The organism is Martinezella calliandrae, assembly GCF_030272695.1.
GTDB classification, from domain to species: Bacteria; Pseudomonadota; Alphaproteobacteria; order Rhizobiales; family Rhizobiaceae; genus Rhizobium; species Rhizobium calliandrae.
In genome coordinates, this window is record NZ_JARFYN010000004.1 from 13,931 (window position 1) to 40,038 (window position 26,108).

Annotated in this window: 26 protein-coding genes; 3 read left to right on the forward strand and 23 right to left on the reverse strand. The window is 59.1% G+C overall.

Annotated elements, in window-relative coordinates; all coding sequences use genetic code 11:
• Positions 1-221 precede the first annotated feature (221 nt).
• The 8 genes from rem to PY650_RS04100 form a co-directional block, all read right to left on the reverse strand.
• The gene (gene rem / locus PY650_RS04065; protein WP_104822015.1) at positions 222-893 is read right to left on the reverse strand and encodes a transcriptional activator Rem; all 672 of its coding nucleotides are present in this window, start codon (positions 891-893) and stop codon (positions 222-224) included.
• Between the two features lie 280 nt (positions 894-1,173).
• Positions 1,174-1,761 (reverse strand): transglycosylase SLT domain-containing protein, encoded by a 588-nt coding sequence (locus PY650_RS04070; protein WP_285877779.1) that lies wholly within the window; start codon positions 1,759-1,761, stop codon positions 1,174-1,176.
• Positions 1,709-3,322 carry a flagellar hook-length control protein FliK gene (locus PY650_RS04075; RefSeq protein ID WP_285877780.1) on the reverse strand — a complete coding sequence of 538 codons (1,614 nt, stop codon included), beginning with the start codon at positions 3,320-3,322 and terminating at the stop codon, positions 1,709-1,711. The genes PY650_RS04070 and PY650_RS04075 overlap by 53 nt, the downstream gene beginning before the upstream one ends.
• A gap of 2 nt (positions 3,323-3,324) precedes the next feature.
• On the reverse strand, positions 3,325-4,629 hold the full coding sequence (motC, locus tag PY650_RS04080) for a chemotaxis protein MotC (RefSeq protein ID WP_285877781.1): 1,305 nt from the start codon (positions 4,627-4,629) through the stop codon (positions 3,325-3,327).
• A gap of 3 nt (positions 4,630-4,632) precedes the next feature.
• The gene (locus PY650_RS04085) at positions 4,633-6,138 is read right to left on the reverse strand and encodes a MotB family protein (protein WP_285877782.1); all 1,506 of its coding nucleotides are present in this window, start codon (positions 6,136-6,138) and stop codon (positions 4,633-4,635) included.
• Entirely contained in the window at positions 6,135-6,770 is a 636-nt protein-coding gene (locus tag PY650_RS04090; protein ID WP_285877783.1) for a hypothetical protein, read from the reverse strand. The genes PY650_RS04085 and PY650_RS04090 overlap by 4 nt, the downstream gene beginning before the upstream one ends.
• Before the next feature lie 248 nt (positions 6,771-7,018).
• Positions 7,019-7,996: a flagellin N-terminal helical domain-containing protein gene (locus PY650_RS04095; RefSeq protein ID WP_285877784.1), complete on the reverse strand. Its 978-nt coding sequence runs from the start codon at positions 7,994-7,996 to the stop codon at positions 7,019-7,021.
• A gap of 267 nt (positions 7,997-8,263) precedes the next feature.
• A complete protein-coding gene (locus PY650_RS04100) occupies positions 8,264-9,184 on the reverse strand; it encodes a flagellin N-terminal helical domain-containing protein (RefSeq protein WP_285877785.1) in 921 nt (306 codons plus the stop codon).
• 408 nt (positions 9,185-9,592) lie between these two features.
• On the opposite strand from PY650_RS04100, the gene PY650_RS04105 reads away from it, so the two are divergent.
• Together PY650_RS04105 and PY650_RS04110 are read left to right on the forward strand one after the other, a co-directional pair.
• Complete coding sequence (locus PY650_RS04105; protein WP_285877786.1) at positions 9,593-11,080, forward strand: pyridoxal phosphate-dependent decarboxylase family protein; 1,488 nt, start codon at positions 9,593-9,595, stop codon at positions 11,078-11,080.
• A complete protein-coding gene (locus PY650_RS04110) occupies positions 11,074-12,330 on the forward strand; it encodes an ATP-grasp domain-containing protein (protein WP_285877787.1) in 1,257 nt (418 codons plus the stop codon). Before PY650_RS04105 ends, PY650_RS04110 begins: the two co-directional genes overlap by 7 nt.
• 82 nt (positions 12,331-12,412) lie before the next feature.
• Here PY650_RS04110 and PY650_RS04115 read toward each other — a convergent pair whose 3' ends face one another.
• Together PY650_RS04115 and PY650_RS04120 are read right to left on the reverse strand one after the other, a co-directional pair.
• Complete coding sequence (locus PY650_RS04115) at positions 12,413-13,324, reverse strand: flagellin N-terminal helical domain-containing protein (protein ID WP_285877788.1); 912 nt, start codon at positions 13,322-13,324, stop codon at positions 12,413-12,415.
• Between the two features lie 255 nt (positions 13,325-13,579).
• A complete protein-coding gene (locus tag PY650_RS04120; RefSeq protein ID WP_285877789.1) occupies positions 13,580-14,497 on the reverse strand; it encodes a flagellin N-terminal helical domain-containing protein in 918 nt (305 codons plus the stop codon).
• Positions 14,498-14,828: 331 nt separating this feature from the next.
• Between PY650_RS04120 and PY650_RS04125 the strand changes: the two genes are divergently transcribed.
• Positions 14,829-16,772 carry an O-linked N-acetylglucosamine transferase, SPINDLY family protein gene (locus PY650_RS04125; RefSeq protein WP_432761487.1) on the forward strand — a complete coding sequence of 648 codons (1,944 nt, stop codon included), beginning with the start codon at positions 14,829-14,831 and terminating at the stop codon, positions 16,770-16,772.
• Positions 16,773-16,933: 161 nt separating this feature from the next.
• On the opposite strand, the gene fliP is transcribed toward PY650_RS04125, so the two are convergent.
• From fliP to flgF, 13 genes are all read right to left on the reverse strand, one after another.
• The gene (fliP, locus tag PY650_RS04130; RefSeq protein ID WP_285877791.1) at positions 16,934-17,692 is read right to left on the reverse strand and encodes a flagellar type III secretion system pore protein FliP; all 759 of its coding nucleotides are present in this window, start codon (positions 17,690-17,692) and stop codon (positions 16,934-16,936) included.
• The gene (locus PY650_RS04135; RefSeq protein WP_285877792.1) at positions 17,689-18,183 is read right to left on the reverse strand and encodes a flagellar basal body-associated FliL family protein; all 495 of its coding nucleotides are present in this window, start codon (positions 18,181-18,183) and stop codon (positions 17,689-17,691) included. Before PY650_RS04135 ends, fliP begins: the two co-directional genes overlap by 4 nt.
• A 44-nt stretch (positions 18,184-18,227) precedes the next feature.
• Positions 18,228-18,941, reverse strand: coding sequence for a flagellar basal body L-ring protein FlgH (gene flgH, locus PY650_RS04140; protein WP_285877793.1), 714 nt, complete (start codon positions 18,939-18,941; stop codon positions 18,228-18,230).
• Positions 18,938-19,462 (reverse strand): MotE family protein, encoded by a 525-nt coding sequence (locus PY650_RS04145; RefSeq protein WP_285877944.1) that lies wholly within the window; start codon positions 19,460-19,462, stop codon positions 18,938-18,940. The genes flgH and PY650_RS04145 overlap by 4 nt, the downstream gene beginning before the upstream one ends.
• Positions 19,463-19,485: 23 nt before the next feature.
• Positions 19,486-20,604: a flagellar basal body P-ring protein FlgI gene (locus PY650_RS04150; RefSeq protein WP_285877794.1), complete on the reverse strand. Its 1,119-nt coding sequence runs from the start codon at positions 20,602-20,604 to the stop codon at positions 19,486-19,488.
• Positions 20,601-21,086, reverse strand: a complete 486-nt coding sequence (gene flgA, locus PY650_RS04155) for a flagellar basal body P-ring formation chaperone FlgA (RefSeq protein WP_432761488.1) — start codon at positions 21,084-21,086, stop codon at positions 20,601-20,603. The genes PY650_RS04150 and flgA overlap by 4 nt, the downstream gene beginning before the upstream one ends.
• A 33-nt stretch (positions 21,087-21,119) precedes the next feature.
• On the reverse strand, positions 21,120-21,908 hold the full coding sequence (flgG, locus tag PY650_RS04160) for a flagellar basal-body rod protein FlgG (RefSeq protein ID WP_285877796.1): 789 nt from the start codon (positions 21,906-21,908) through the stop codon (positions 21,120-21,122).
• Between the two features lie 104 nt (positions 21,909-22,012).
• A complete protein-coding gene (gene fliE, locus PY650_RS04165) occupies positions 22,013-22,363 on the reverse strand; it encodes a flagellar hook-basal body complex protein FliE (protein ID WP_285877797.1) in 351 nt (116 codons plus the stop codon).
• A complete protein-coding gene (flgC, locus tag PY650_RS04170; protein ID WP_285877798.1) occupies positions 22,360-22,779 on the reverse strand; it encodes a flagellar basal body rod protein FlgC in 420 nt (139 codons plus the stop codon). The genes fliE and flgC overlap by 4 nt, the downstream gene beginning before the upstream one ends.
• Positions 22,780-22,795: 16 nt before the next feature.
• On the reverse strand, positions 22,796-23,188 hold the full coding sequence (gene flgB / locus PY650_RS04175) for a flagellar basal body rod protein FlgB (RefSeq protein WP_285877799.1): 393 nt from the start codon (positions 23,186-23,188) through the stop codon (positions 22,796-22,798).
• Between the two features lie 118 nt (positions 23,189-23,306).
• Positions 23,307-23,852, reverse strand: coding sequence for a flagellar protein (locus PY650_RS04180; RefSeq protein WP_285877800.1), 546 nt, complete (start codon positions 23,850-23,852; stop codon positions 23,307-23,309).
• A 98-nt stretch (positions 23,853-23,950) separates the two neighbouring features.
• Complete coding sequence (gene fliI, locus PY650_RS04185; RefSeq protein ID WP_285877801.1) at positions 23,951-25,339, reverse strand: flagellar protein export ATPase FliI; 1,389 nt, start codon at positions 25,337-25,339, stop codon at positions 23,951-23,953.
• 12 nt (positions 25,340-25,351) lie between these two features.
• Positions 25,352-26,086 (reverse strand): flagellar basal-body rod protein FlgF, encoded by a 735-nt coding sequence (gene flgF, locus PY650_RS04190; protein WP_285877802.1) that lies wholly within the window; start codon positions 26,084-26,086, stop codon positions 25,352-25,354.
• Between the last annotated feature and the right edge of the window lie 22 nt (positions 26,087-26,108).

Genomic DNA, 26,108 nt, shown 5'->3' on the forward strand with positions numbered 1-26,108 from the left:
GGAAAAGCCGATCGTCATGAAGCAGCTTTTCGGAGGTTGCCGCGATGCGCCCGTAGGAGCGCACTAAGGCCGCAGCAACGGTAAGAACCGGCGCACCTTCGCATCCGAACATCGCGATCGACGTTCGGGGCCCGCGTATAATTCTGGGAATTGGGAGGAATTCTGGGAGGGAATTACACGCGGGGGTTCAAGCGTTGTTACGCCAAATCCCGATTAGAGCATCAATTCCAATCGATGCAGTAGCCAAGGAAGCGCTTGGAATCGACCGGATCGAAACCGAGCTTCTTGCGCAACTTCTTGCGCAGCTTGGAAATATGGCTTTCAACGACGTTCTCTTCGACTTCTTCGTCGAAGATGCCGTAGATGGCGTTGAATATCTGCGTCTTGGTGACCCGGCGACCGCGGTTGGAAATCAAATATTCCAGGATGCGTCGTTCGCGCCGCGGCAAAGCGAAGACATCGCCGTTGATTTCCGGGTCGCGGCCATCCGCGAAGACCCGAATCGGACCGATGTCGGTATAGCTGGTGATCGCCTTTAGCCTGCGGCGGATCGCAGCCGCCCGTGCCAATATCTCGCGCGGATGCACCGGCTTGCGCACGACATCGTCGACGCCGCAGTCGAAGAGCGCAAGCGTCGATTCCAGCGAGGGCTGATCACTGACAGCAATGACCGGGGCAACCGAACGGTCGCGAATCGCCCGAGGCAATTCGTGCACATGCTGTCCCTGTCCGATCAAGAATGCTTCGACAGCCGCAATATCGCCGTCCGCAGCAGTTGTGACCCATTCGCCGAATTCCCGGGGATCGAACCCCGTCGACGGGATGCCCTCGCGTCCAAAGAGAGAAGTGTATCCGTCCTTAACGAGCTCTCGCTCATCAACCACTACGATCATTCGTCCGCCTCCGAATCAGTGTGGTGTTTCGATGGACTATGGGTACGAATCGGGCGAATCACGAACAACTGTCGGAAATGAGTGACGGGAATTTACAATTGATTAAGAATTGGGGGGCGATTTGCACTAGATATAGTGGGTACCCTTCATTTTACACCGATAAAAAAGTGGTTAGTTAGTATATTATGAATATATGTAGTTCAGGCCATTCGAATGTTGTCAACTGCGCAAAAAAGGTTAGCGGCGACGTACGTAAAACGAAATACAACCAATAGTCAGTTCAATTTTGGCAGAACGTCGCCGCGTTGGGTGTCCACTTCCCGTAGCCGGTCGCCACCAAATTGGCGATGACGCGGCAGACATAGACCTTCTGTTCCGGATTATTGTTCGGGCCAGCATGGTATCGTGCTACCGCCATTGTCCAGGTTTCATGCCTATCATGGAGGTCGCGGAGGAACTTGGCGGCATATTCGACATTGCGATGCGGGTCGAACATATCAGCAACGGATGCGAAATTTTCGCCGTGAAAATACTGGTTGATCTGCATGCAACCGATGTCGATCAGCTTCGCCCCGCTCTGTCTCGCCATGACGAAGGTCTGCAGGGCAGCGTTTTCGGACGGTGGAAAGACTGGCTTGCCTTCGATATTGAGAGCATAGGGGTAGAGCGAGCCCTTGCGCCCGGTCTCCGTCAAACCGACCGAATAAAGGATGCCCTCCGGTATCCCATATTTTGCGGCCGCGGACTGGATCTCGCGCTCGCAGAGGCCGGCGGCACCGGTACTCGGCGGGGCTCCATTTACAAAAGCATGGGCGTCAGAGGTAAACGGCGCCAGAGCGCAAGCGCTGAGCACTGCCCGCAGCGCCATCTTCCGTGCCGCGTTCGCCCGAGCTGCGATTACCGTCATTGCCATTTGCCTGCTGCCCTGAATAGCTCTGCCCCTTCGGTCGCGCATCGCCACCCTGCCCCTGATTCAATAGGGATTGTTGTTGGGACTGCCCCTGAAAGCTGGATTGCCTGCCGCTATCCGATTGCTGATCCGCGCTCGAAGCCAGGCTCACGGTAATGGAATCGACCTGATACCCTTGGGCCCGCAACGCATCGACCATATGGCTTTGATCGGCGTGGAGCTGCCGATAGGCCTCACTGGTCTGCACTTTGAGATCGACGCTCAACTGATCGCCCGAGAGCCGCATGGTAGCTGTGACCTCGCCGAGATCGTTGGGATGCAATTGGATCTTGAGCGTGTTGACCACCTTGCCGGTGCTTGTCCAGCTCGCCGCATTGGAGAGTGCGGAACCCGGCTGCATCGCGCCCGACCACTCCCCATCTCTGGCGAGGGCGCCGGTGACCAGCGCCGCGTTGGGATTGGCCGCAAGACCGAGATAACGGCGGGAATCGACCACGGTGACTGTCTCGGCGCTGGCGCCGCCCGATGCATTGACGTCGACTTGCGTGGTGTCGTCGCTGCCCTTGCTGATCGACATATCGAGCGAGCCGCCGCGCCCATCGGCCCGCACCAGCCGAAAGGTCTTTGCTACGGTGGTGTCGTCGCCGGTGCCGGAAGCCGTCGTGTTGGCGTCGGCTTCGTTCGTCGGCACGTCCTTCGGCGCTGCACCGGCCAGCTTCGGCAAAGACTGACCTGGTGCCTGAGTCTTCCCATCAGCGCCGGCAAACACGGTCTTAACGCTCTGGGCCGCACCTGCAACCGTGGCAGCTACCTGCGGGACATTCAAAAGCGACAGCGCATCCGACGCCGCGCCACCGGCTTGGGCAATTTGCGTCACCGATGACTTACCGTCATCGCCGGTTGCGGCAAGCTTTCCATTCTTGACTACCGGCGCCTGCGTCTTGCCGTCGCCATTATTTTGCGCAGGCCGATCGCCAGCGATCGCGTCCGCCAATTGCCGTGCGATATCATCGAGTTGATCCGACGTTTGAGCTTGGCCCTGCACGTGGGTCGCATCCGTAGATCCGGCCGCTTCGGTCGGCTGGGCCTTGTTGCCGGAGGCGGCATCTGCAGAGGCCGGATTTTGAAGAACCATCAGCGATTTCGAGAGATTTGTCGCGCCCGTTCCCTGCAGGCTTCCGGGCGGCTTGGCGCCCTTGACCAGTTCGCCGATATTGGTTGCGGATGGATCGACCACGCTGCCACCCTTGCTCGCGGCAACCGCTGTCGGGTCGCCGGCCGAACTTTTCGCCGCGTCCGCACTTGTATCGGTCTTGTTATCGTTCCCGGTCACGCTATCAGCTTTGTCCGCATTGCCCTTGGTGGACGAGTCGGATTTGCGCCCATTGCCGCGCGAGCTGGTCAACGCGTCCAGAAATCCCCTGCCGTCACTGTCATCCTGCTTGGCAGAACGCCCGCCTTTGCCAATAGCAACCAGATTGGCCCCGGGCGGGGCACTGGAGATACCGATATCCACCATGATCAATGACTTTCCTGCTTCAACAGGCCGTCGATGGCGTCAAGCTTCGAGCGGCTCGTCGTGACGAATGCATTGAATGAAGAGTCGGCCTCCTGCCTCCCTCCCTCCGGGGTGTGGGCCGCCTTTGCGGTGGCCCCCTCCTCAACACCCGCCGTGGCAGGGGACTGGCCCCCAGGTTGATTCGTCACAGCAGCATCGTGTTCAGTACTTTCTTGATTAAGCAGATTAGGCTGTGAGACTTGCGTCAGGCTTGCCGGATCAGGCTCACGCAGGATCTCGTCGGCCACCACCTTGGCGGCGTCGCGCAGCGCACGATCCCGCTGGTTCAATTCACCGGCCGGCATCTGGTCTATGTTGCGAACCGCTGCCCCCAATTCGGGCGTCGATATGCCGGCAACACCGCCGTAAAAACTCGCCAGCGCGCCAAAAGCATCGCCGCCGTCATTGGAGATCGCCTGGGCGCGGCCGGAAGCGAGTGCAGCAAGATCAGCCTTGCCAGCGATCGCTGCACGGCGCGCCATACGCAGATAAATCTCCCGTTGCCGGGGCGGGTCCATGAAGGACAGGATATCGACAATATCCTGTTGCTTGACGTCCGCGTCATGATCGACAACGAGTTGCACGAAGAGGTCGGCGAATTGGCTGGCATAGGGGGAATGCAAGAAGCGCCTCGTATAGCGCTCGGCATAGTTCAAGCCCTGCGGCACCATTCCGATGTCGGCGCACAGAGCAAGGGAGCGACGCAGGGCAGATTCCTCGACGATAGTGCCCGGCGACGACAAGCGCGCCCAGTCATAAAGCTGAAGGGCCGCCTTCGGGTTTTTGGCGGACATAACGTTGGCGGCAACCAGCAGGAGATAGGGGCCGATCTTCTTGTCGCGATATTCCCTGGCGATATCGGCGAGCGTATTGACCACCAACAGCCCCTTGCCGTTCAAATATTTCCTCAGGACATCGGCGACGCGATTATCGAAATTGCCGTTGACGTCGCGCGACATCAGATATTCCAGCGTCGCCGGATTGCCGCCGCTCATTGCGTAGATCAGCGCGGCATCGACATTGCGGCTATCGTCGAAGACCGATTTGTCGGCAGTGCGCAGGCGCTCGTCGATGGTCGACAGCATGAAACGCTGCATCTCACCAGCCGAGCTATCGCCCGCAACCACTGAATCCTGAATGAATTCGAGCGAGCGCAGCATCTTATAGGGCGGCAGGCTGCCCGGACCCTCAGCACGGGCGACCCCCGGCATGAACATGCCGAGGGTCAATGCGAGCGCGAGGCTATGACGATGCTGAGTGCGCGCCATGGACTATCCTTGTTTGCCTTGGCTCGACTTGCCTTGGCCCTGTTTACTCGACCCCTGCTTGCCTTGGCCGGACTTGCCCTGGACGGGCTTGACCGGGTCCTGATTGCTGCCATCGGTCTGATCCTTGGCGGCCTGGCTTGAAGCGCCCTGAATCAAGATCTCGATGCGGCGGTTGGCATCATTGAAGGGATCATTCGGCAGCTTCAGCCGGCGGTCTGCGAAGCCGGAAACCTGTGCAATCCGTTTCTCGTCCAGTCCGCCACTGGTAAGCATGTAATAGGCGCTCTGGGCTCGATCGAGCGACAGGCGCCAATTGTCGTTGTGGCCATCCACCATATAGGGGCGCCCATCGGTATGACCGCGGATCAGGATCGAACCCTTGCGGTCCGCGAGGACCTTGCCGATCTTCGCCATCGCCAGCACCATCTCCTGGCGCGGAACTGCCGATCCTATGTTAAACATCGGGTCATTGGACTGATCCGAAATCGTCACAAGAAGACCGCCCTCAGCCGACGTGACCTGGAGGCCTTCGGCGAGCTGACCAGCGACGCCGCTGATCTGCTGCTGGATCGCCTGCTGCAAGTCCTTGGCGTCCCGCTGCTGATCTTTCGTCGGCGCAACGTCCTTGTTCTGCGCCGCCGCGACGCTGTCTTCGAATGTCGAGGCATCGCCTTGCTCGGCGGCAGCGCTCGCAATCTGCTGGTTCGGCGCCTGCTTTGCAGCCTGTTTGCCCTGCTGTTCCTTGCCCGGATTCTGCTGGTCCATCGGCGCTTGCTGATCGCTCAGCGTCGGCTGCTCTTCTGGAGTCTGCTGTTCGGTGGCCGGCTGACCGGAATCGGCGGCGGTCGCCTTGGAGAGGGCAATCACTTCGCCCTTCGGCGACTTGTCGGATTTTGCGTCCTGTTCTTCGTCCGCCTTCTTCGAGGCACTGGAAACCTGAACCTGCTTGGTCCAGAAATCCGGGTCGAAAGGATCGCGATAGGCTTGGCCGCCGTCCGCGCCCGTCGCGGGACCCGACTGGGCGGCACCTCCCTCGCCCTTGGCGCTGACATTGGCTTGCTGCCCGACCTGCTGCGCGATTTCGGCCAGAACCGAATAAGGATTCTCGAAGAAATCAGCTTCGGAATAGTTGGTCTGGTCGCCCGAAGTCGAGGTCTGGTCCTCGCCGGTCTTGGCGGACTTGCCGTCGTTCGGATCGTCTTCCTTGTTCTTCGACTTCGCCTGGTTCTTTTGTCCGTCGGCCTGGTCGACGGGCTTCTTCAGCCCCTTCTCCGTCGGCTTTTCATCGGCGAGCTTGATCGGATTGAAATAGGAGGCGACCGAGGCCTTCGTCTCTTCGTTTGCGGCATTCACAAGCCACATCACCAGAAAGAAGGCCATCATTGCCGTCATGAAGTCGGCATAAGCGATCTTCCATGCGCCACCATGGCCGCCTTCATGATCGCCGCCACCATGCCGTTTGACGATGATGATCTCGTGTTTGCCTTGATTTTGATCGCCGTCGCTCATTTCAGAATCTCTTTCAGGCTAGCGGCCCAGGCGGACATACGGGTCACGAGAACACTCTCTCCGATGGTCACCGTGAGATCGACATCTCGGCCTTCGACGTGGCGCAACAAAACACCGTTTTGGCCGATTTGCGTATGAAGGAGCTCGAAGAGATGACGGGGGCCGCCGACGGTGATCGGGCCAGCCGCACCGTCGAGAATAGCCGCCGTCACCCGTTCCGCGAGATCCGCGACGGCCTTGGCGGTCAGCGCTTCCGTCATAACCGGCGCAAGGGCGACAGCCGCCTCCGCGCTGATCGCCTGTCCGAGCACCACGGCGAGCTCTCTCAATCCAGCGGCAATCTTCTCCGCCGCACGCTCCTCATAGCGGGCGCGCAATGCTTCCATCTCGCCTCGGTGCGTTGTGGCGATCGTGTCCAGTTCTGCCTGGTGCCTTTGCGTCAGTTCCTGTGTCGCGGCTTCGTGCCCCTCCGCATAGGCTTCGCGACGTTCTGCCTCGATATCGATCGGAGGTGCCGCTGGACTTCCCGGGAAGTCCAAAGGGCCTTCGAACGGTACATCCGGGATGCCGGGGGTCGGAGGCGGCGGCTCGGCGCTGAAATCCTTGAGATAGCGGGATAGCGTCGGGCTCATGCTGACATCCTCCCGTTTTCATCCGCAGAAGGCCGCGAGTTGATGTCCCGACAGGTCCCTCGAATTCCAATGCTCAAAACGTCGATCATCACGCTTCCGGTTTCCGTCCTGCGGCCATGCTTTTCGGGCGCGACGCCGAACGTCACCGGAAAATAGCGCAGCCATGCCATTGCGATGGACGGTAGGGGGTCAAACTTGTGCGAGGATGAATGCGTGGGCGCGGCCTCCCCGGCCGCGCGAGACGGAATTCACTTTCCCTGAAGCAGGATCAACACCTTGCTTGCCATGGTGTTGGCGATCGAGAGCGACTGAACGCCCATTTGCTGTGCCGTCTGAAGCGCGCTCTGGCGCGCCGATGCCTCTTCCATATTGGTATCGACCAGATTGCCGACACTGACCTTGATTGCATCGCTGAGCTTTGAGATGTAGTCCGACTGGTCATTGATACGGGATTTCATTACGCCTAGCGTCGAATCCGCTGAGGTCGCGGACTTCAGAAGCGAGTTCGTCACGTTGATCATATCGGTGAGCTGATCGTCCGTCGTGCTGGCGGAAACGGAAATTTCGATGCCACCGGCCGGCGCTGTACCGGAATCCGCAGCCAAGAGATAGTAATTGCGGGGCGCCGACGTTCCGCCGGACGTGTCGAACGTGCTCGCGTCGACATTCTTTGTCAGCAACCCGCGGCTCGCGTCGGCGGTGTCGATCATCAGGGTTTGCGAACTATCGTAATTGACCGTTTCCAGATTGACTTGGCCGCCCGGACCGCGCGTAAAATTGCTGATCACAGACTGCTTGGTATCGGGCTGCGCATTGGAGTTGTAGAGCCAGTTCTCACCGGAGAAGGATGCGGACTGCGTAACCGACTGCAGTTGGTTCTTGAGCTGTTGAATGTCCGCATTGACCGCGGGCTTGTCGGTGCCCGGCTCCTTGGCCGAAACAAGTTTGGCCTGGATCTGGGTGATGAGATTGACAACCGTATCCATGGCGGTGGAGGCAGTGTCGACCTTTGAGGCGCCGAGGCCGAGCGCGTCTGTGATGGTGGAAAGACTGTTCCGGTCCGTCTGCATAGTCTTCGACATCGACCAATAGGTCGGATTATCACTCGCGTTCTCGACGCGGAGGCCGGATGTAACCTGTTCCTGCACGACACCGAGATCTTTATTGACGCCGCGCAATACGGTCAGCGCGGCCAGGGCGGCGGGGTTCGTCGTCACATTGCTCATCGGAAAATCCGTAAATCTATTGGGAAACGGCAGACCGGACCGATCCGGCAGCAACGATCGGCCTCATGCCCGCCAGCGGGAATGATCCCAACGCGGCCCGTCGCTAAAATAAAGCCTTGAAATCGGTTCCAACGAATTCCGTCGAACACCGGGCTGGCTCTGCGCAAATACTGCAAATCAGTTACCCGGGGAGGTTAACAAAAGCTTATGCGCGGCGGCAAGAGAGAAACGCCGCCGCACTCTCCTAACGTAAGCTCCGGTCAAGGCTCACTTGAAGAGCGCCAGAACGTTCTGCGCGCTGTTGTTGGCGATCTGCAGCGACTGGATCGCCAATTGCTGCTGTGTCTGCAGAGCCGAGAGCTTACTCGATTCCTCTTCCATATTCGCATCGACAAGCTTACCGACACCGGAGTCGATCGTATCGCGCAGCGTCGAAACGAAGCTGGTCTGCAGGTCGATGCGGGTTGACAGCGAACCCAGTTGCGAGGCGGTGCTCGTCATCGCGTTGAGAGCCGATTGCACCAGGTTCATCGACTGGCCGATGTCGCCGCTTGTCATAGCGGTGATGTTAAGACTGAAGACGGAATAGGCGCTGCCGTTGATGTCCTGCGTGGTGCCGAGGATACCGGAGCTGGTGTCGATCGTGCCGTCCGGATTGGCGCCGAATATGACGTTGCCTTGCGATCCCGAATCGAATGTGTAGCTTGTGCTATTGACCTCGACCGTGCCGTCGCTGTTGCGGACGAAGGAGGACACGACCGACGCGGAAGCGCCATTGGCTCCGATCATCCAGTTCTGCCCCGAGAACGAAGCGGACTGCGCGATGCTCTCAAGCTGCTGCTGAAGCTGCGAGATCTCTTCCTGAACATGTGCCTTGTCGACGCTATTTTCCGTCGCGGCGACAAGCTTGTCCTTGATCTGCTGGACGACACTGATGGAGTTGTCCATTGCCGTATAGGCGGTGTCGACCTTGGCGGCGCCGAGACCCAGCGCGTCAGAGACGGCGGAAAGCGCGCTGTTATCGGAGCGCATGGTCGTAGCGATCGACCAATAGGCGGCATTGTCGGAGGCCTTGGAGACACGATAGCCCGAGGAGACGCGGTTCTGGGTATCTTCCAAATTATTGTTGATCGAGCGGAGCGTCTGGAGGGCGGACATTGCCGCGTCGTTGGTCAGAATGCTGGTCATGGAAAAGTGCCCCTTGTGGCTGAAATTGAAAGGGACATTCCGGTCTTCGTCCGGGAACGGCAATCAGCGTCATGCCTGTTAACCGGCTCTTAGGAGAAGTTAACCAACCGTTGCGTTCGTCGCAGATGACAACATTAGACTTAATAAAAAGTTAACAATGAAGCCGGAAAGTTAACAAAACCATAGTTTTGGAGCGCACTCGCGACTTACGCAGCGTCCCGAACTCTACTTGCGTCTCAACCAGCGGAGGCAGGCACTCGTCTACAACCCCATATTTCGAGGGGGCGATCGGCGCATCAGGTCAGCTTCGCGCCATCTTGGCAAGCATAAGATCGGCACTATCCGACAACTGTCGGGCCGGAAAGCGGCGCGGTTGCGAGTGGTACATTCAGCCAATACGGGGTCGACATGTTAAGTTTACAGGACAGCGGATTGCCGTGGGATGCACCCCGTCAGCGGACAGGCCTTGACCCCGACGACTGGCAAACCTTGCGCAAGCAGGGCCATCGGATGCTGGACGACATGCTTGATCATCTGGAAACGCTTTCGGAAAAACCCGTCTGGCAACCGGCGCCGTCGGCTGCGCGCGCATTATTCGACGCACCGGTGCCCGTCGAGGCGACCGATCTGGCGGATGTCCATGCCATATTCCGTGACAACATCCTTCCGTATGGCAGCGGCAATATCCACTCCGGATTCATGGGCTGGGTACAGGGTGGCGGAACGGCCACGGGTATGTTGGCGGAGATGCTAGCCGGCGGCCTCAACGCCAATCTCGGTGGACGCGATCACATGCCGATCGAGGTCGAGCGCCAGATCATCCGGTGGACGCAGCAAATATTCTCGTTTCCGGACACCGCCGGCGGCCTGTTCCTGACCGGCACCTCACAGGCCAATTTTGTCGCCGTCCTGCTCGCAAGGAGCAGGAAGCTCGGCGCAAGTCTCCGAGCGCAAGGTCTATCCAACGAACAGCGGCTGGTGGCTTACGCATCGAGCGAAGTGCATGGTTGCGTGCCGCGCGCATTTGAGATGTCCGGTATCGGCAGCAATCAACTGAGACGCATCCCGGCCAATGCCGCCGGGCAGATCGATGTTGCGGCCCTCGAACGCGCCATCATGCGCGATAAGGAACAAGGGCATACGCCGTTTCTGGTCATCGGAAGCGCGGGGACGGTGAACACCGGTGCGGTCGACGATCTCATCGCCTTGCGTGGCGTCGCCGACGTTCATGAGCTTCATTTTCACGTCGACGGTGCGTTGGGAGCCCTGGGCATCCTGGCCGATGATCTCGCGCATCTCTTCACCGGCATCGAGTCCTGCGATTCGCTCGCGTTCGATTTCCATAAATGGGGCCAGGTGCCTTATGACGCAGGCTTCCTCCTCGTTCGCGACAGCGCATGGCAACGCCAAACATTTGCCTCGGAGGCCGCATATCTCAGTCGCACCGCCTCCGGCCTCGCGGGTGGTGACTGGTGGCCCTGCGACTATGGCCCGGACCTGTCACGCGGTTTTCGTGCACTCAAGACCTGGTTCACCCTTAAGACCTATGGCGTCAAAGCCTTGGGAGATTCCATGGCCGCCAACTGCGCGCTGGCGCGGGCCCTGGCCCAGAGAGTCGAGCAGGAACCTGCCTTGCGGCTCCTGGCGCCGGTCGCGCTCAATATCGTTTGCTTTGGGTATGTGGGTCTTGCAGGCGATGCGTCGTCGGAGGTCAATGCACGGATCGTGGAGCGCCTCCACGCGGAAGGCCGCGTTGCTCCGTCGCTCACCCATCTGAACGGGCAGACGGCAATCCGCGCCGCCATTGTAAACCACCGTACGCGGCAGGCGGACATCGATGCGCTGATAAACGGTGTTCTGAAACTCGGTTCTCGACAGGATTTGCACCAATGCTGATGACATCCGGCCTCGTTGCCGATCGCACCCCTGACGAAATCGGAGGCGCCAGCCGAATCCTGGGCATGCAGAGGATCGTGTCTCTGATCTATGCCGGCGCGGACGTGACGCCGCTTTGGAACGAGTTGATGCAGCGCATCGGCGCTGATAGTGCCGATGCGGCGGCGCTTTTCGACCTGGCGACGATCCTGCAGACCCTTGGTCGCTCCGATGAGGCGCAGCAAGTTCTTCGGCGTGCGGTGGAATTGAAACGCGACTTTTGCGTCGTCCATGGAAACGGACAGGGACCTCGGCTGCTGGCCTTCGTGACTCAGGGCAATTTCATGGCGAACACGCCGCTGGATTTCCTGCTGGAGGGCAGCGACTGCATTCTTTGGTTGCATTACGTGGATCCCGAAACGACCAACCTCACGGATTTGCCGGACCACGACGTCGCGTTCATGGCGATCGGCGAATCTACCGAGAATGTCCCGGTGCTCGCACGGATGCAGACGCTGCTGGCCGATTATGACGGCCCCATCATGAACAATAACCCGGAACTGATTAGCCGGCTCACGCGCGACGGCGTCAGCGGCATGCTGGCCAGCGAGCCCTCCATTCTGTCGCCGAGCACCTATCGCGTGCCCCGGGAGGACCTCGTTGCTGTCGGTGCGGGCATAAAAGCCTTGGACGAATGCGCACCGGGGCTTTCATTTCCGCTTGTCGTTCGCCCGATCAGTACCCATGCCGGCAACGGGATGGAGCGCATCAGCGACATCCCGGGATTGGCTGCCTGGCTTGACACACAGCCTGCGCCCGAACTCTATGTCGCGCCCTTCATCGATTTCAGCGGTCCGGACGGCTTATACAACAAGCAACGCGTCGTATTCATGAACGGAAAGGCGTTCGCCAGCCATATGGCGCTTTCCGAGCATTGGATCGTGCATTACCTCAGCGCCGGCATGGCGGAAAGCCCAGTCAAGCGCGCGGTCGAACAGGCTTGGATGGAGAATTTCGATACGGATTTCGCGATCCGCCACGAGGAGAGTTTCGCGGCGCTCTATCGTCACATCGGGCTTGATTATTTCGGCATCGATTGTGCGGAACTTCCCGACGGACGCCTTCTGGTTTTTGAACTCGATGTGGCGATGGTGGTCCACAACATGGATAGCCCCGACATCTATCCCTACAAGCAGGTTGCCATGCGCAAGTTGTTTGACGCTTTCGTCAATGCCGTGCGGAACAAGAAAGCCGACGCAGAGGCAAGTTGAAAAGGAAAACCACGCCTCTTGGGGAGGCGCGGTTGGTCTGCTGGTTCGGAATTTCGGCCGGTGCGACGCGCCGTTCTTCTTATTAACGGAACAGCGACAGGATGTTCTGTGTCGAGGAGTTGGCGATCGAGAGCGACTGGACGGCCAGCTGCTGCTGCGTCTGCAGAGCAGAGAGCTTGCTCGATTCCGCTTCCATGTTGGCATCGACGAGCTTGCCAACGCCCGACTGGATCGCATTGGAGAGCGAGGAAGCAAAGGTTGTCTGCAGGTCGATGCGGGTCGAGATCGAGCCGAGACGTGAACCCATGCTGGTCATGGAGTTCAGAGCGGTCTGAACCATGTTGAGGGCGCTGGAAATCTGCCCGCCGGTCATGCCGGTGATGTTGAGACTGAAGACCGAAGCGCCGACCGTGCTATCCACGGTGCCGAGAATGCCAGATGTGGTTTGGATCGTGCCGGCGTTCGAGCCGAACAGAACGTTGCCCGTTGCGCTGGAGTCGAACTTGTAGGAGGTCGTGCTGACCGAAACGGTGCCGTTGGTGCCACGGATGAAGGACGAAACGACCGAGGCGGAGTCGCCGCTGGCAGCCACAACCCAGTTTTCGCCGTTGAACGAAGCGGACTGAGCGACACTCTCCAGCTGCTGCTGCAGCTGGCCGATTTCTTCCTGAACCTGACCCTTGTCAACCGAGCCTTCCATGGCAGTGACAAGCTTGGACTTGATCTGGCTGACGATGTCGAGGGCGCTGGTGACAGCGGTGGTTGCCGTGTCGACCTTGGCCGCACCGAGGCCGAGGGCGTCGGAAACGGCGCCGATAGCGCTGTTGTCGGACTTCATCGTGGTGGCGATCGACCAATAGGCGGCATTATCGGAAGCCTTGGAGATGCGCAGGCCGGAGGAAACGGCGTTCTGCGTGCTCTGCAGGTTGGAGCTGATGCCGCGCAGCGTCTGCAGGGCGGCCATTGCGGCGTTGTTGGTAAGGATGCTCGTCATAATATTTTGCCCCTTTGGCGGCGGTTGATAAGGGACATTCCGGACCTAAAAACCGGTAACGGCACTCAGCATCATGCCTGTTAACCCAATCTGTTAAGGTTAACTCGCCGTTTCAATGGTCTTAGAAAACAGCAATATAGTTAAGAAAACCTGAACCGGCCTGGGCATAAAAATATAAAAAAAACCGCGCCTTAGGGAGGCGCGGTTAACTTGTTGTTTAGAAATTCGGCTGGCGTCGGGCGCCAGTCCTTCTTCTTAACGGAACAGCGACAGGATCGACTGCGTCGAGGAGTTTGCGATCGAGAGCGACTGGATAGCCAGCTGCTGCTGCGTCTGCAGAGCAGAGAGCTTGCTCGATTCCTGCTCCATGTTGGCATCAACGAGCTTGCCAACGCCCGATTCGATCGAGCTAGACAGCGACGAAGCGAAGTTCGTCTGCAGGTCGATACGGCTGGAGATCGAGCCGAGCTTCGAACCCATGCTGGTCATGGAGTTCAGAGCGGTCTGGACCATGTTCAGAGCGCTGGAGATTTCGCCGGAGGTCATGCTGGTGATGTTGAGGCTGAAAACAGAGAACTGGCTGCCGCCGATGGTCGTCTGGGTACCGAGAATACCCGAAGAGGTCGTGATCGAACCTCCATTCGCGCCAAACAGAACGTTGCCCGTTGCGCCGGTGTCGAATTTGTAGGAGGTCGTGCTGACCGAAACGCTGCCGTTGGTGCCACGGATGAAGGACGAAACGACCGAGGCGGAGTCGCCGTTGGCAGCCATGACCCAGTTTTCGCCGTTGAACGAAGCGGACTGAGCGACGCTCTCCAGCTGCTGCTGCAGCTGGCCGATTTCTTGCTGAACCTGACCCTTGTCGACCGAGCCTTCCATGGCAGTGACAAGCTTGGACTTGATCTGGCTGACGATATCGATTGAGCTGGTAACAGCGGTAGAAGCCGTGTCGACCTTGGCTGCTCCGAGGCCGAGGGCGTCGGAAACGGCGCCGATAGCGCTGGTGTCGGACTTCATCGTGGTGGCGATCGACCAATAGGCGGCATTATCGGAAGCCTTGGAGATGCGCAGGCCAGACGAAACGGCGTTCTGGGTGTGCTGCAGGTTGCTTTGGATGCCTTGCAGCGTCTGCAGAGCGGCCATAGCGGAATTGTTGGTTACAATGCTGGTCATGAGTGTGTCCCCTGGAAACTGAATACGAAATGGAGGACATACCGGACTTTAAATACCGGCGATGACGGAGCGGCTTCATGCTCCTCGGCCCCATTCCTGGCGGACCAAACCCGTCATGTCGCAGGTAAACTCGCATGCATTACTTGCGAATTTCTTAAACACGGAACCCATGAAAATGGCCAACCTGAACGTAGCTAACGAGGCGTAAAGGTATGGCGTCACAGGTGCTTCGGTTTCAGGCAAGCTACGTGGGCAATTATTCCACGAATCTATGATGACAGTCCTCGGCCTTTTGCCGGGGCTATTCAATGTTCGCTCGGAGTTCTCGCTCGTGAATACGAAAAACACCTTTGCGGCAGCGTCCAGCCTCTATCAAAAGGGGCAGTATACACGTGCGCTCGAAACACTGAATGAGTTGCTCAATTTCGATACATCGCCGAAGACCTATGCCTTGCTCGCAAAGACGCTGCTCAAGCTCGGTTTCAAATCGGACGCGGCGAAGTCATATGAACTGGCGGGCAGGCAAAAGCCTTACCGTGAAGACTACCTGCGGGAAGCCTTGCTGTTGCATTTTGCCAGCGGCGACGAGGACGCTACGCTTTCGATCGGAAACTTGATCCTGCCTCAGGCGCTCAAGGATCCGGAGCTTGCCTATGCCCTCTCCAGCATCTTTCTGAGCCGTCAGCAAAGGGATTTGCTGGCTGGCTTCAAGACGGTCCTCGTCGAGGGACCGGAGCTCAAACATCGAATGATGGCCGCTAAGCTATTGACGGATGACCTCTACGACGAAGGCAACCGGCACATCGTCGCTACGCTCTTCAAGAAACACCCCGACAACATCATCTTTCGCACGCTTTATTTGATATTTGCCCGCGAATTTTCCGATCTCGCAATGGTCGACAAGCATATGGCGCCGATTCAGACGGCAGTCGCCAAGGGAAACCTTGACTATGTCAGACCGGATAATCCCTTCTTCCATCTGCACTGGTGCGGCGACGAGGCGATCAACAAGTTTGCGGTACACGACACGGTGTCGCTGCCCGCCGGACACGCCGAGGCGCGCCGCAAGGCGCCGCATACCTGGGGCGACAAGATTCGCATAGGCTATCTCTCATCGGATTTCTGGCCGAGCCATGCGACAATGAAGCTCCTGCAGCGGATATTGGAACTGCACGACAGGAATCGATTCGAGATTACCCTCTTCGACCATTCGCCCTTGGCGTCACAGCGCAAGGAAGAATTCGATTATTCGAGGTGGGGCACAATGGTCGATATCCGCAGCCTTTCAGACCTGGCAGCGGCAGAGGCAATTCGCGCTCGCGGGATCGACATCTTGGTCGACCTCAAAGGACATACCAAGGATAGCCGCGTCCGCATCCTCAATCATATGGCCGCACCGATCCAGACGGCCTGGCTCGGTTTTCCAGGCTCGGCGGTCAACATCGACCTCGACTACATCATCGGTGACCCCTACGTCCTGCCTGACCATTCCAAGCCGCATTTCCACGAGAAGTTTTGCCGCCTGCCCGAATGCTATCAACCGAACGACCCGCTCTATCGTCCGAAGCCGCGGGCGACGACCCGTGCGCAGCATGAGCTGCCGGAAGATGCCTTCGTGTTTGCCTCGTTCAACGGCAACCGCAAGATCACCTCGCACATGATCGATGTGTGGTGCAACATCCTGAAGCGCACCAAGAACAGCGTACTCTGGCTGCTCTGCAACGGTCCTCGCGCGGAGGCCAATCTCTGGGCGCGCCTCGAAGCGCGCGGCATCAACCGCAAGCGCATCGTCTTCACCACGCGTATCCAATATGAGGATCACATCGACCGCCAACAGCTTGCCGATCTCGGTCTCGACACCTTCCCCGTGAACGGCCACACGACCACCTCGGAACAGCTCTGGGGCGGCTTGCCGGTCCTCACGATCAAGGGCACGAACTTTGCCTCACGCGTGAGCGAAAGCCTGCTCACCGCCATCGGCGTGCCGGAACTGGTGGCCGCCAATGTCCAGGCCTATGAAGACATGGCCGTCGAACTTGCCGGCCATCCGGAGCGGGTTGCCGCGTTCAAGGAAACATTGGCGGTCAATCGCTACATAAAGCCGCTTTTTGACGCCGAGCGCTTCACCCATCACCTGGAGACGGCCTACGAAATGATGGTCGGACGCGCCAGACAAGGCCTCGGCCCGGATCACATGGACGTGCCGGCGCTGCCGGTACGCACCGAGCCGTTCCTGGTCGAAAGTCTGGATGCGGCGGCGATCGCCGCGGAATAAGGATCTGCAGTCATCGGGAATTCCGTTCCTGATGACTGTCACGCCGGCGGCTGGCGATCAGAGCATCCTGCTTTCAGGTGGAATCACCTGGAACCGGATAAGAAGCTCTGGATTCAAAAGACTAGAGCGACCTTTGTACGCTCAAATGAACGCACGGCGCTCTAATGGAACGAGCGCACAAGGCTGCCGACCAAAAGGTTCCAGCCGTCGATCAGCACAAAGAAAAGGATCTTGAAGGGCAGCGAGATCGATGTCGGCGGCAGCATCATCATGCCCATCGCCATGACGATGGTGGAAACGATCAAGTCGATGACTAAGAACGGCAGAACGACCAGAAAGCCGATTTCAAAACCACGTCGGATTTCCGATATCATGAAGGCCGGGATCAGCACGCGGTAATCGATCTTGTTGTCGACGACCACCGTCTGCCCGCGCTCCTGCGCCAGATCGACGAAGAGCTTGATGTCCTTGTCGCGCGTGTTGTTGGACATGAAAATGCGGAAAGGCTCCGCGATGCGCTGAACCGCATCTGCTTCCGAAATTTGATTGGCAAGCAGCGGCTGCGCGCCATCCTTCCAGGCCTGATCAAAGGTCGGCGACATGACGTAGAAGGTCATGAACAAGGCAAGGCTGAGCAAAATCATGTTCGACGGCGTGGTCGCCAGGCCCATGCCCGAACGCAGGATCGAGAACGCGATGATAAATCGCGGAAAACTCGTCACCATGATGAGGATGCCAGGCGCAATCGACAGGATCGTCAACAGCCCGAAGGTGCGAATGATCCAAGCGGCAACAGACCCGTTCACCGGGACATTCAAGAGATCTGTTGGGAATTGCTGCGGCAATTGCTGCGCCATCGCCAGTTCGGGCGAAAATGCAGCAAACACTAATATTAACAAAGCAAGTAATAATCGAATCATTCGATCACGAAAGTTCTGAACATAACTTTCGATACCCGTCCTTCCGAGCGTAGGTCAACACGTTCCTGTATGTCATCCCGAAGATATTGGAAGCCGCGCGGACCTTCGATCTGCTGCAGCGAGACGGTGCGGACATAGGCGAGAATGTCCTGATGGATGGCCTCGGCGAGCTGCTGGTCCGGCGGGCCCTTGAACATCAACGCGATTTCCAGCCTGATCCAGTTTTGGGAAGGATACGCAAGATTGGTGGTGATCGGATCGAGCTGGACGATGCCATTCGCCTCAGCAGCCGCCGTAGCTTGTTTTTCGCCGGTTGGGGTCTGCGGAGCGGCCTTTACCACGGCGGTCGCCGTCTTGATCTTCGGCGTGATCATGGTGCCGAGGAACCAGCCGCCACCGCCGCCAAGGATCGTTAAGACCAATAGGCCGACAATCATCATGACCAGCGGCGATCCCTTGCCATTTGCCGGTGCGTCTGCAGCTGCTGCCATGTCTCTATCCGTCTGTTAACAAAATGCCACGTGCTTTCCGGCCGTCAGAGCGGCGACAGCAGATCGACCGCCTGTTGCCCGCGCGGCGGCTGCTGTATTTCCGTCAGACGGCCGCGGCCGCCGTAGGAGATGCGTGCTTCCGCGATCTTGTCGTAGGAGATCGTGTTATCAGACGTGACGTCCTGCGGCCGAACGATGCCGGCGACATTCAGGATACGAATCTCCTGGTTCATGCGCACTTCCTGGGAGCCGCTGATCATCAGATTGCCGTTCTCGAGAACGCCGGTGACGACGGCGGCGACCAGCAGAGTGATCTGCTCGGAGCGCTGCATCTTGCCCTTGCCGTCGGTGCTGGTGTCGGAGCCGGAGGTTGCGTCGCCATTTGTGGCGGGCTGCCAACCAAAGATCTTGGCGGTGATGTTCCAGTTCAAGTCGCTCTTGTTCGTGCGACTACGATTGGTCTCGTTATCCCAGTTGGCCTTGTCGTTGATCGAGATATTGACCGTCAGGATATCGCCGACATTCAGGGCACGTGCATCCTTGAAAAGGGCGGCCTGCGAATCATTCCAGAGCGAGTAACCCTGCGCCACCTGATGCGGCCGTTTCGGATACTGCAGCATCTGCGGCGTCTGCGCATATTGCAGGCCGCTGCCGATCGGGCTCATGGCAGGCGCCCTGCCGATTTCCCTGAGAGCCTGCGACTGACAACCGGCGAGGAAAACGACGACTGCGCACGTGGCCGTAAGACGCATGTTCATGAGGGGTCCTTCGACTTCGATGTATTCGGATCGGACGCGCTGGAGATGATGTTGGTGACAACAGCGGCTTTCTGCGCGTCCATCTCCGCCAGAATAAGACTCGACTGGCGCGGCGAGAGCTTCATGATTATCGCGGCGGCCACGGTGACTTTCACCTGGTCAAGGCTCGCCGCTGCCGCATCGGGCTTCATGTTCTTGTAGATGTCGACCAGACCGGAATCGGCGGTCTTCAGGAAATCGTCGCGCCGCTTCAACCAGTCTTCGTATTCCGCCTTGCGCTGGTCCATGGTGGCAATGCGCTGGTTGACATCGGCCTGCAGCTTTTCAAGTTCCTGCTTCTGCAACAGATACCGCTGGTCGCGGGCAGGATCGGCGATATTGGTGCAAAACTGTCTGATCTCGTCCTGGCTGGATGCAGGGTCGACGACAGGCTTCGGCACCTCCTGCGCCGCCGCGGCATAGGCCGACAGCAGCAATGCAGTCATGGCGGGAGCCACCGCAGCACGGCAGGACGTCAACATTTTCTTGGCGATAACGAACGTTGTCATTGCAGAACGAGCTCCGCTTGCAGCGCGCCGGCCGATTTGATGCCTTGCAGGATTGCTATGATGCCGTCGGGCTTGACGCCGATATTGTTCAGCCCGGAGACCAGAGTTTTCAAGTCAGGACCTTCAAGCACGGCGACACGGCCGCCGCTCTTGGTTGCCGTGATATCCGTTTGATCCTGAACGGCGGTCTGCCCGTTCGAGAAGGGTTCTGGCTGGATCACTTGCGGGTTCTCGCTCACCTGCACAGTTAGGGTTCCGTAGCTGACAGCGACCGGCGAGACACGGACATCGGCGCCGATAACGATCGTTCCGGTGCGCTCGTTGATGACCACTTTGGCCGGCGTATCGGTTTGGACGTCGAGATTTTCGATATCCGCCATCAGCCGCGTCAGGTCGGCCATCTTCGGCTTCGCGATCGCAACCTCCTGCGAATCCTTGGCTTCGGCGATCGGAGCGCCGAAATGCGAAGTTGCCCAGGCATTGACGGTATCGGCAATGCGGATCGAGGTGGAGAAATCCGGATTGCGAAGTTGCAGCACAAGATTGACGGAATCCTTGAAACGCGAGGGCAGCTCGCGCTCGATGATGGCGCCGCCCGGCACGCGGCCGGCGGTCGTGGTGCCTTCGGTAACGCTGGCGGCGGCCCCTTGCGCCTGGAAACCCGAGACGATGACCGACCCCTGCGCCACGGCATAGATCTGGCCGTCTGCGCCGCTGAGCGAGGTCATGATCAGCGTGCCGCCGCGCAGCGACGTTGCGTCGCCCAGCGAACTGACCGTTACATCGATGCGGCTGCCCGGGCTTGCGAAGGGCGGCAGGTTGGTCGTCACCATGACGGCGGCGGTGTTCTTGGCGGCAGACTGGCCGCCCTGCGTCGAAATGCCGAGGTTCTGCAGCATTGCGCGCATGGACTGTTCGGTAAATGGTGAGGAACGCAGACTATCGCCGGTCCCCTGGAGGCCGACGATCAAGCCGTAACCGATCAACTGGTTGTCGCGTCCTGCCTGCAATGAGGCGATGTCCTTGATGCGCGATTGCATCGCCAGGGCTGGATTGCCGACGACCAGGCTGGGCAAGGCCAGCAAGACCGCGAGAAAATGACGAAGACTTCTCATTTTGCGACCACGCGGATGGTGCCGTTTTCGAGGACCGTGCCGTTGACGATGATGCCCGAGTCCAGATTGCGGGCGCGCACGCTGTCGCCGACCGCGCCGTCATCCAGCGGCGTTCCGGCCGCGGTGATCGTCATGCTGCCCATGTTCATGACCAGGCGGACATTGGAGCCGCGTGTCACCGCATAGGGTTCGCGCAACGCGGAAATGGAGATGGTTCGGCCGGGCAGAAGCGTGCGTTTCGACACCAAGCCCGTTACGTCCCGGATTCGTTTGGCGTAATCGCCAGTCAGGTTCGGGTTGGTGACGTCGACCTCTTCGAGCTGGCCGCTGCTGATGATATCACCGGGATAAATCACCTCGGTCGGCACGACGGCGGTCCCGAGGCTTGTCGCGTCGGTACCCGTTGCACCAGCGGGATCGACCGACACGAACATGACGGAGAGGCTCGCTGCGGCGAGCCAGGCCATTGCTAAGCTTTTCATCCGGCGAAACCTCATGTTCGGCCCGTCCTCTCGTTACTTCAGATTTTTACTGACGATCTGCGCCATGTCGTCGGCGGTGGTGATGACCTTGGAATTCATCTCATAGGCACGCTGCGCGGTGATCAGGTCGGTGATTTCCTTGACCGGATCGACGTTCGACGATTCCAGATAGCCCTGCTTCATGTAGGCGAAGCCGTTCGTATTGGGATCGGAGACGACGGGATCGCCGGAGGCCGGCGTCTGGGTGAAGAGGTTGCTTCCCATCGGCTGCAAACCGGCTTCGTTGACGAAGTTGGCGATCTGAAGCTGACCGAGAACGGTCGGCGTCGTGGCGGTGCCGATCGTTGCCGAGACCTGGCCGGATTCGTTGATGACGATATTGCTGGCGTTGTTCGGGATCGTAATCCCCGGCTCCAACACATTGCCGTCGGCCGTGACGATCTGGCCGGTGTCGCTCTTGTTGAACGAGCCGGCGCGCGTATAGGCCGTCGTGCCGTCCGGCATCCGGATCTGGAACCAGCCGCGTCCGACCAGCGCGACGTCGAGATCGTTCTGCGTCTGCGACAGTTCGCCCTGGATCTGGATGTTGCGGACCGCCGTCGTCTGCACGCCAAGACCGATATTGGCGCCTTCCGGCACCACGGCCTGGTTCGGTCGGTTGGCGATGCCCTTGGCCCGTTCGGTCTGGTACAGAAGGTCCGAGAACTCGGCGCGGGAACGCTTGTAGCCCGTCGTATTGATGTTCGCAATGTTGTTCGCGATGACTTCGAGATTGGTCTGCTGGGCGTCCATGCCTGTCGCGGCAATAGCGAGCGCTCTCATGCCTTCGTCCTTCGAGCTAGGGCATGATCCCGAAAGCCGCCAGGCAGCTTTTCAATATGATCATGCCAAATCAATTAATGGGAGCGGGAGCGAGACCACCCGCCCTAAATCTGCATTTTCGTAATATCGAGAAAGGCGGTGACCACCTTGTCGCGTAGCGCGATCGCCGTCTGCAACGTCTGATCCGCCTGCATGACCTTATCGACCACTTCGCGTGTGCTCATCGTGCCCTTGATGCCGGCGAAGGAGGCGTTTTCGGCTTCCTTCAACGTATTGATGGAGTCTTTCGCCACGTTTGACATGACCGAGGCAAAGCTGGCTCCCGTCGCGTTCCCGAGCGTCGTCCCCGGCGTCGACGCCAGTGCGTTGGTCGAAGTGGAGCTCTGGTCCGTAGCGATGCTGCCGAGACCGCGGACCGCCGAGAGAGAGGCGACATTCTTGATAGCGTCAATCATTGTGCATTCTTCAAGAGATCAATGGTGGAGTTGATGAGATCGCGCGACTGCTTGATCGTTTGCAGATTGGCCTCATAGGAACGATTGGCTTCGCGCATATCGGCCATTTCGACGAGAATGTTGACGTTGGGCATTTTGACATAGCCCTTCGTGTCCGCCGCCGGATTGTCTGGGTCGTATTCCTCGATGAACTTGCCGGTGTCTTCGCCCATCTTCTTCACGCCGACCGTGGTCACGCCATTGGCGCGATCGACCTCGGCGCCGAAGGTCACCGTCTTTCGGCGATAGGGATCGGAGCCGGGGGTGTCGCCGGTCGAACGGGCATTGGCAATATTTTCGGAAACAACGCGCAGGCGGGTCGATTGTGCCTCCAGGCCGGAGCCCGCAATCTTCAATGCGGCTGATAAAGGATCCATGACATCTTCACTTCATCTATTGTTTTACGGTCATCAACATCATGCGATGAAAGGAGCTGACCAGCGCAGTGTTCAAACCGTACTGGCGCTGGATATCGCCGGATTTGGCGAGCTCGTCTTCCAGGCCGACGGTGTTACCCGACTCCTGGACGCCGATTTCTTGGTTGAGCGAGGCCTCTTCGACATTGACGTCGCCGCTGTCACTGAATTCATTGCCCGAGAAATGCGCCGCGTTGGTCTTCGCCATGCCGATATTCTGGTTGTCGAGAACGGCTTGAAACGGCGTAACGTCCTTGGCGCGGTACTTCGGGGTATTGGCATTGGCGATGTTGCCGGCAACGACCTCCTGGCGAACCTGGAGCCACTCGGCTTGCCGCGAGGCCAGGTCAAAGAGCTGAATGGGTTGCATAGGCTTCTCTCCGTTCTTACAGCAGGGACCCTAGAGGGATAATCTTGCGTGGGACTTGCGGGGGATGCGTTCTTGCTAAAGTCTTTAAAAAGCTTGGTACGCAGGCGATTGCGGGCTCTCAGTCATGGCCGTAGACATCGCCGGTGGACGTTACGATGACCCACTTTCCGTCGCGCTGCTCGATCGTCGCCAGACGGCTGTTATCGGGCAAGATCGAGCCGACGCGCACGACATACATGCCGGTGTCATCCTCGATCAGCGCCCGGCCGTTTGCGACGTGCAGTAGATGGAACGGCGATTTGCCGGGGAATGGCTGATCCTCTGCCGCCATGCCCTTGTCGTCCTCAGCCCCGAGACTGCTGGTCGTTGCCGTCGTCAGCGGATCGGGAATCATCTGCTTAGGCGCATTCGGATTCTTGTTGACCATCGCAAGCGGCGAGACGTTGACGATCTCGCGCCCAGGCCAGTTCGGCAGATCACGAGCATGATCGCCCTCGGCAACATGAATGCCGAATTTGTCGGGGTTCAAAAACACATACCAGGGGAAGAAGGCCGAGATGCCAGCGAGTACCAGACCGGTGCCCGCCAGGACCTTGTCGGTTAGGGTCCGCCTTCTCGCCGGCTTCAGCGGAGCGACCGGTTCGTCTGCATCGGATTCTCTCACGTCTAGCCTCTCTGGGTACGGTTCCGAAATCATGAAACGGTTTCGAACAGGATCATGTGAAATAAAATCACTGGAGCGAATGACGTTTTACCGAAACCTCATCTCGCTCTAGGTTGGGCGGTCGCGACTTGGCCGTTTTTCAAGGCGGTCGCGAGATCGGTGAAGGCATCGGCCGAAGGCCGCTCGGCGGGGGTCTGTTTCAATATCTCGTAGATGAGCGGCACCTGACGGATGGCCATGTCGAGATCCGGGTCGGCGCCCTGGCGGTATCCGCCGATCAAGCGGAGATCTCGGGTTTCCTCGAAACGATGCACCAGTGCCTTCAGGCGGGAAACCAGCTTTTCCTGATCCGGCGTCCAGGCCTTACGCGCCAAGCGCGAGACTGAGGCCAGTGGGTCGATCGGCGGATAGCGCCCCTCCTCCGCAAGACTGCGTTGGAGAACGATATGGCCGTCGAGTATGCCGCGGGTGGAATCGGCAATCGGATCGTTGTGATTGTCGCCGTCGACGAGGATGGAGATGATCGCAGTGATCGTGCCTGTGCCTTCCGGCCCCGGGCCCGCGCGTTCCAGAAGGCGCGGTAGTTCGGTGAAGACCGAGGCCGGGTAACCACGTGCGATCGGCGGCTCGCCGGACGCGGTCGCGACCTCGCGGATGGCGTGGGCGAAGCGGGTGACACTGTCGACGATCAACAGCACGTTGTCGCCCTGATCGCGGAAATGTTCGGCGATCGTGATGGCCGACAACGGCGCCATCTTGCGCAGCATCGGGCTCTCGTCGCTGGTCGCGACGACGGCGATCGACTTCTGCATGTGAGAACCGAGCGTGTCCTCGATGAATTCGCGGACTTCGCGGCCACGTTCGCCGACCAGTGCAATCACCACCTTGTCGAAAGCATTGGCCCTGGCCAGCATTGACAGCAATGTCGACTTGCCAACGCCAGAACCGGCAAAGATGCCGAGACGCTGACCAAGGCAGAGCGGCGAGAAGATGTCGATCGCGCGGACGCCGGTCTTGAAGCCCGTCTCGACGCGTTTGCGCGTCATGGAAGGCGGCGCGGTATTGGAGATCGAACGCGAAATCGTGCCTGCCGTCAGTGGTCCGAGACCGTCGATCGGCTCGCCCAGCGAGTTGATCGTGCGTCCGCACCAGCTATCCGACGGCGCAATGCGGAAGGCCCCCTTGCGGATGACGGTATCGTGAATACCGATCGGCTCACCCGGCTCGATCGGACAGACATAGGTCAGCTCCGGCTCAACGCGGACGACTTCACCGAGATGGATGCCAGTGGAGGAACGATGGGCGACGAATTCGCCTAGACGCACATGCCTGGAAAGACCAGCGACTGTATAGTGCCCAGCCGCGATGGTGCGCACATGGCCACCGTCGGCGACCGTGTTTTCGGCCATCATATATTGCCCGGCCAACGCGCCCATAAGTGAAAGCTTCGGCGACATCGCGCCTTCGGGCATTCCATCCTCGAACATGATCCGACCTTCTTACTGGCTGCCGCCGAGGGTCTTGATCGCATCCGTGAGCGTGCCTTCACTGTTATTCGTGAGCGTCGAGATATTGTCGAAGGCACGGCTGACTTCGATCAGCTGGGTCATTTCCCGCATGCCGTTGACGTTGGAGTTTTCGAGATAGCCCTGGGCGACACCAACGTTGGAACGGTCGACGATAGGCTTCGGCGGGTCCGTCGCCAGTACGCCACTATTGTCGTAGCGCAGGAAACCCTTGCTGATGTCAGCGCTGTAAAGGCCGATCTGGCCGGCCTGCTTGCCGTTTTGCGAGACCGTACCATCCGACGAGACGGTCGGTGCACCACCGCCGGGATCGAGCTGGATCGGCGCGCCACCGGGATCGAGCACGGGATAGCCGCGCTCGGAAACCAGCGCGCCGCTATCGGTCATGGTAAAGCGTCCGTCGCGCGTCAGGACCAGACCGGCCGGCGTGTTGAGACCGAACCAAGCATCGCCCTTGACGGCGAAATCGAAGAGATTGCCGGTGTTTTCCAGTTCGCCGTTGTCGGTGGAGAGATAGTCATTGCCTTGCGAGACGAAGGCGACTCTGGCGTTGAGCTTGTTTTCGGTATTGCTGAGCACTTGATTGAACTTGACCTCGGTGCCGCGGAAACCCGTCGTGTTCACGTTGGCCATGTTGTCGGCGATCGTTGTCAAACGCCGCTCAAGCGCCATCTGCGATGACAGCGCCACATAAATACCAGACTGCATTTTCAACGCCCTCCGGACATTG